Source organism: Mesorhizobium salmacidum (SeqCode) (assembly GCF_037179605.1).
Classification (GTDB): domain Bacteria; phylum Pseudomonadota; class Alphaproteobacteria; order Rhizobiales; family Rhizobiaceae; genus Mesorhizobium; species Mesorhizobium salmacidum.
This window is the reverse complement of sequence record NZ_JAPYKS010000032.1, coordinates 38,697-44,696: the sequence shown is the minus strand read 5'-3', so window position 1 is coordinate 44,696 and position 6,000 is coordinate 38,697. Positions and strand designations below refer to the sequence as shown.

The following is a 6,000-nucleotide window of genomic DNA, read 5'->3' as shown; positions in this document are numbered from 1 at the left end:
GCCGCTTCGCGGTTGCCGCCGACCATGTAGACGTATCGGCCGAAGCGCGTGTAGGTCAAAACGATATGACCCGCCAGCAGGAATACACCCAGTACGATGATGATCCACGGAAAGCCGGCTATCGTGCCGGAACCCAGAGTCGTAACCAGATCGGGAACGGCATAGGCGATCTGGCCGCGCACCAGAAGCGCGCAAATGCCAGCGCCGATCTGCATCATGGCAAGTGTCATGATGAACGAGGGAATTCCTATCAGCGTCGTGCCGAAGGCGTTGACCAGGCCCAGGAAGGCGCAGATGAGCAGCGCCAACCCGATCGCTGCATAGCCTGGCAGCGGGATGTTGGGAATGTTGACGTAGGATTCCTGCATGGTGAAATAGGCAACGGCAATGCCGGTAGCATTGGCGATAGCCGCTACCGAAAGATCTATCTCGGCACAGAGGATGACAAAAGTGAGCCCCACGGCGATGACGCCCGTGACGGAAATCTGCGTCAGCACGTTGACCCCGTTGTCGACGCTGAGGAAAGATGGGCTGGCGATGCTGAAGAACGCGAGCAAGATGATCAGCGTCGCGAAAGGCGCAATGTTGCGCATCCGGTTGCGCAGGAAGGCGCCAGCCCGCGACGGGGACCCTTTTACGGCTTCCTGAACCGGCATTATCATTTGCGTTCTCCCTCAAGCGGCGTCGAGCAGCCGGTCCTTGCTGATCGTTTCGCCGGCGAACTCGTGCACGATGCGGCCTTTCTTCATGACGATGACACGGTCGGCGAGCGACAAGACGGTTTCGGGCTCGGCCGAGACAACAATGACAGCAAGGCCCTGGTTGCGCAGAGCACGTACGATCTTCACAACATCGTCTTTGGCGCCAACATCCATGCCTCGGGTCGGCTCGCTCAAGATCAGCACCTTAGGGATGTATGTCAGCCATTTCGCCAGCGCGACCTTCTGCTGGTTGCCGCCGGAAAGACTGGCGAGCAGCGCCATCACATTCGACGGACGGATATTCAGCAGTTCGACATGGCGGCTGGCGATCTCGCGCTCGGCTGCCGGCTTCAACCAGAGGCGTGAGATGCGGCCAAGCACGCTGATCGAGACATTTTTATAGACCGGTTCCTGGTAGAACAGCATGGAACGGCGGCTCTCCGGCACGAAGGCGATTCCCGCCCGGCGAGCGTGCGCCGTGTTGCGAAAACGTTTCGCCGCGCCCTCAATGGCCAACGTCCCGGTGCTCGGCTTGAGCTTGCCGAACAATGTCCGCGCCAGCTCGACCTGGCCGCAGCCCATAAAACCGTAGATGCCGAGAATCTCGCCGGCCCGCGCGTCAAGCGACACATCGGCGAAGGCGCGCCCCACCGCAAGACCTCGCGCCGAGAGGATTACGGGCGCCGCGGACTTGCTATTGAGAGCGATCGCGCCGGTATAACTTTCCTCCAGCTCCTCGTGACCACTGCCGATCATACGTTCGATAACCCAGCCTTTGTCGATCAAGGCCGCGGCTTCGGTGACAACACGGCGCCCGTTGCGGAAGATGGTCACCCTGTCGGAAACTGATAGGATGTCGTCGAGGAAATGGGAAATGAACACGATGCTGCGGCCGCTCGCGCGAACACCGCGAAGCACCTCGAACAGGCGATGCACCTCTGGGGGCGACAGCGCCGAGGTAGGCTCGTCTAGTATGATGATCCGCGCTCCCGAGAAAAGCACGCGGGCGAGTTCGACCAGTTGCTGGAGGCCGATCGACAATGATCCCATAGACGCGCGAGGATCGACCTCGATGCCAAGATTGGCGAGTTGTTCCCGCGCTGCGGCCACCATGCCGGACCAATCAATCAATCCTGCCTTCGTCGGCTGCTTTCCGAGAAAGACATTTTCGGCAACTGTGAGATCTGGAACGACGCTCAGTTCCTGATGCACCATGCCGATGCCAGCCGCAAGCGCATCACGGGCCGAGCGGAAATGGACCTGCTCTCCGTCGATGAACATGCGGCCGTGATATTCGGCGTGCACACCGGCGATGATCTTCATCAGGGTCGATTTGCCGGCGCCGTTTTCCCCAACGAGCCCATGGATCTCGCCGGCGCGCAACACGAAATCCACATCGTGCAGCGCCACCACGCCGCCAAAGGATTTTGATATCCCCTCCATGCGAAGGCGCGGCGCTACCGCTCGCAAGGGGGCTTCAGCTTGAGTGTTCATTTTGTCCGCGTGGCGATTCCAGTGGCTGCGCGAATGGCTGGCGGATGATCCGCCAGCCATTCGGGACGAAGATCAGATCAGGAAATGGTCTTCCATCCATTGCATGCCGCCGGCATTTTCCTTGGTAACCACGGGACCGTCGGTTACAACGCTTTTTGGGATTCCTTCGCCTGACTTCTCGCCACCTGTCACGGCGGCGACGCCGGCGACAATGGCGCCGCCATGAATACGGCAGGATGGATTGCGCACGGTGGCGTGCATGCGACCTTCGGCAACGGCGGCTATTGCAGGGGGCATGGCGTCGCAACCGCCGATCTTGATGTTGGTACGGTTATGGGCCTTCATGACGTTGTATGCTGCAAGCGCCATGTCGTCATTGTGGAAATAAGCCGCGTCAATCTGCGGATATTTCGTAAGATAGGTCTCCCATAGCCGCGCCACCTTGGTGACGTCCCAGTCGGCCGGCTGGTTTTCCAGAACCTCGATATCGGGATGCTGTTTGACGATGGATTCGAAGCCCCGGTTTCGCCCTTGGGCGCCCGTGTGGCCGAGCGCGCCCTGCGTGGTGATGACCTTGCCCTTGCCGCCAATGGCGGTGATGAGCGCCTGTGTCACCGATGATCCCATGAATTCATTGTCAGGCGCGAGGAAGCTGTGCACATTGATCTTGTCGAGTGGCGCAATCAGCGTGTCCATGTCGATGACCGGGATCCCGGCGTCGATCATCTTTTGCACCGGCTGCACCAGCGTGCCGATGCCAAACGCCTGGATCGCCACGAAGTCCCATTTCTGGGAAGCCATGTTGTCGATCGCCGCGCGCTGCTTTACCGCATCGAGTTCGCCGTCGAACCAAGTCACCTCAACGTTGAACAATTTGCCCCAGTATTCCGCCGCCGCCTTGCCCTGGGCGCACCAAGTCGCCTGAAGTCCGGCGTTCGAGAACGCTGCCTTGAGCGACTTTTCGGAACGGCCTGAGGCAGCGGCGGCGGCGCGGGCCTGGCTGATCCCGAAGCCGCCTAGAAGAGCAGCGGCGCCGCCAACAGCCGCTGCTGTCAGAAAAATACGTCGGTCGTCGTCTATTGTGTTTTTCATAATTCCTCCCAGCACGGGTCATGGAAATGCGACCCGTGAAGGCATTATGGCCCCGCCGATGTTGCGGTCAAGCTTCCGAGACAACGTCGCTCGACCTCCTCACGGAATCCAAGGTTAGGGGTATTACAGCCCTGGCGCGTTCAGGGACCGACTATTCTTTAAGACCGACCAAGCAATGATCGAGGACGCAAAGACCCGCTCCAGTACGCTACACGGAGCGAGCCTCTTCCTTCTTGAAACACGGGCTCAGATAAAGCGGTGCTCCGGGGTCAGGAGACTGCACAATCTCAGGATTTCCCCGGGCTCGACGGGAATGCAAGTAAGTCTTCCGGATAGCTCCGCCGCCGAATGGTGGGCATGCCAGGTCGGCACCGCAACTCTTGTATAGATGGCTTGTATTCATCCCGCTTCGCCATCATGGTTGGATTGCCGGGAGGAACCCGGCATGGCCCGGTTGCACTTCCCCGAAGAAGCTAGTCCCCCCGATGCAACCGGGCCGCTGATTTGGCCAGCCTGTGATGATAGCTGAGCTCCTCGCGCAGGTTCTCCGACCAACGTTGCTCTGAAGCTTGATCGAATATACGTGCGAGCCCTTCAGCCAAGGACTCGAATGCTTCCGGCGCTCCTCGATAGCGTTCAACGCGAGAAGGTTATGCGCCGCAGCTGGCGGGGTCTATTCCCGGAGACCTGACGTCCTCACGGACTGGCAGGGCGAATAGTCTCCTCCTCGGGATGCAAATACAATTTGCCCCAGTGAGAGCATCCCTGCGATGTCCGAAGAACGCGTTCAACGCCGCCTTGCTGCCATTCTGGCCATCGACGTGGTTGGCTATAGTCGCCTCGCGGAGCGCGACGAGGTGGGTACCTTGGCTACACTCAAATCTCGGCGTCGAGAGATCCTTCAGCCTCCTTGCGAGACATGTACCTCGAAGGCCTTCGCAAGGCTGGCTTTCCGGAATGACTAACTTTTTTACTCGACGGAGATTTGCCAGCTTCACGCCCGACACGTCGACAACGGTTCCGTCGAAGAAGTCGTGATAGAGATTGGCGATGCCGTAGAGGTGTGCGGCTGACCTGGCCCGCAGCACCCGCCCATTGATCCTCACAATCCGCGGACACGCCGAATCGGCCGACAAGACTGTCGCCGCTGCCGGGTGAGACGACGGTGACGAACTTGTCGGCGAACATGTCGAAGCGGAAGTCGGAGTAAGCAAGCTGCGCCTGCGGTGTCAGCGACCACTTGCTGGACAGCGCGATCTTCTGGCCGCTTTCGATGCTGAGGGCATAGACGAAGCCGTTGTTGCCATCGGCCAGTGGGCCGAGCGTAACCGACCGGAATCGCTGTCATACTAGCTGGTCAATGGTTCGATACCACTGACTACTCTCTTTCCCGCCCAAGCCTTGAATGCGGCGGTCGGGGTCGTGGTTATCGGGTTTGTGACAATTGACTGGAGTGTTCCGGCCATTGGTATTTTTCCTGTGTGTGGCCACGGGACGACTTGACGGACTCACCGGTAGGTTTAGTTTGGTGATCGTTCTCATGTGCCTGGCCGTGCTTCCCTGTGGCTTGGTGCATCAACGGCGGTGATTCGGGAATCACCGCCGTTTGCATTCGGACACTTAGAAACCCAGCTAGCACAGGCGTTTTTTCTTCGAGCGACAGAAGCAGTTTCGCGCTTTTTGCTTAGGCGAGGCCGGCTTCACCCATCCGCTGATAGGTCAGGCGCCTGTCGCGGGCCTTGCGAAGCAAGTCTTCAGCGTGTTCTGCATCCGAGACTTTCAGCGCCGCGCGTCGATTGTAGCGGAAATCGAACTCGGCCAAGTAGCGGTGAAGATAGGCTTCGCCGCAATGCTTGTACACGCTGGTCATGCCGCGCTTGAAGACTGAGAGCACGTTCTCAATCGTGTTTGAATGGAGCGATGCGCCGTTCTCATAGCGGACGTATTCGCCACCGGAATGGTTGGTCGTCTTGCGCGAGGCGTATTGCTCGCCGGTCACGGTATAGAGCTTGGATTGGTCGGTGTAGAGCGCCGAGTTGCGGTCGGCATTGTGCTCGCGGCGCGACGTAAGGATCCGAGAAGCCGTAGCATGCCGCGTACCGCGGCATCGCATTCCTGCTAGCGAAACTTCGCATTTCCGGACACTTCATATAGGCCGCGATTCGCCGCGGCCCAGCCGCGGGCACGGGCACGGGCACGGGCTTATAGCCTTAGGCCATGATGCGCGCTGGTTGTGACCGCGTTGATAACAGTTGCTGGCTGGCGGCCACCACGGCGCTCCCATCTCTACACCGCCGGCAGGCGCTCGGCGCCCAGTGGTGCAAGGATGTCCCCATCCGCTTCTTCGTCGGCGGGGCAGAGGACTGCTTTCAGCACCATATTCGATCTGCCGGCCCAACTAGAAGGCCATTGCGATCGTCTAGCAACTGGTCTTGCACACGCCGTCCTGCGGGCGGTGCGTTGTGAGCGCGGCATCCACTCGATTCTTGCTGGAATTACGGCTAGCTTGGGCGACAGATGGCTCAGTTGTGGTCGGTGAATCACAATCAGACCGCCCGTCAAGGAATTGATGGGCAGCACCTTTGGTCCCCCAAGACCGAGGGCAATGGCGCGCGAAGTGAGTTCCACAACAAACGTGGGCTGTGCGGCGCCGGCGACCAATCGACTGGCTATATGGGCACGATACCGGAATTCGCCTTCACCGCTCCGAACC

General features: G+C 59.7%; 4 protein-coding genes and 1 pseudogene. All 5 read right to left on the bottom strand.

Annotated features, from left to right (window positions below):
- On the bottom strand, nucleotides 1-662 hold a 662-nt coding region (locus O7A60_RS28170; protein ID WP_337108986.1), incomplete at its 3' end, for an ABC transporter permease.
- 12 nt (nucleotides 663-674) lie between these two features.
- The gene (locus tag O7A60_RS28165) at nucleotides 675-2,195 is read right to left on the bottom strand and encodes a sugar ABC transporter ATP-binding protein (protein WP_337108985.1); all 1,521 of its coding nucleotides are present in this window, start codon (nucleotides 2,193-2,195) and stop codon (nucleotides 675-677) included.
- Between the two features lie 72 nt (nucleotides 2,196-2,267).
- Nucleotides 2,268-3,287 (bottom strand): sugar ABC transporter substrate-binding protein, encoded by a 1,020-nt coding sequence (locus O7A60_RS28160; RefSeq protein WP_337108984.1) that lies wholly within the window; start codon nucleotides 3,285-3,287, stop codon nucleotides 2,268-2,270.
- An 876-nt stretch (nucleotides 3,288-4,163) separates the two neighbouring features.
- Complete coding sequence (locus O7A60_RS28155) at nucleotides 4,164-4,562, bottom strand: autotransporter outer membrane beta-barrel domain-containing protein (RefSeq protein ID WP_337108989.1); 399 nt, start codon at nucleotides 4,560-4,562, stop codon at nucleotides 4,164-4,166.
- Nucleotides 4,563-4,971: 409 nt separating this feature from the next.
- Nucleotides 4,972-5,337: pseudogene (locus O7A60_RS28150) on the bottom strand (transposase); the annotation flags it as partial.
- Between the last annotated feature and the right edge of the window lie 663 nt (nucleotides 5,338-6,000).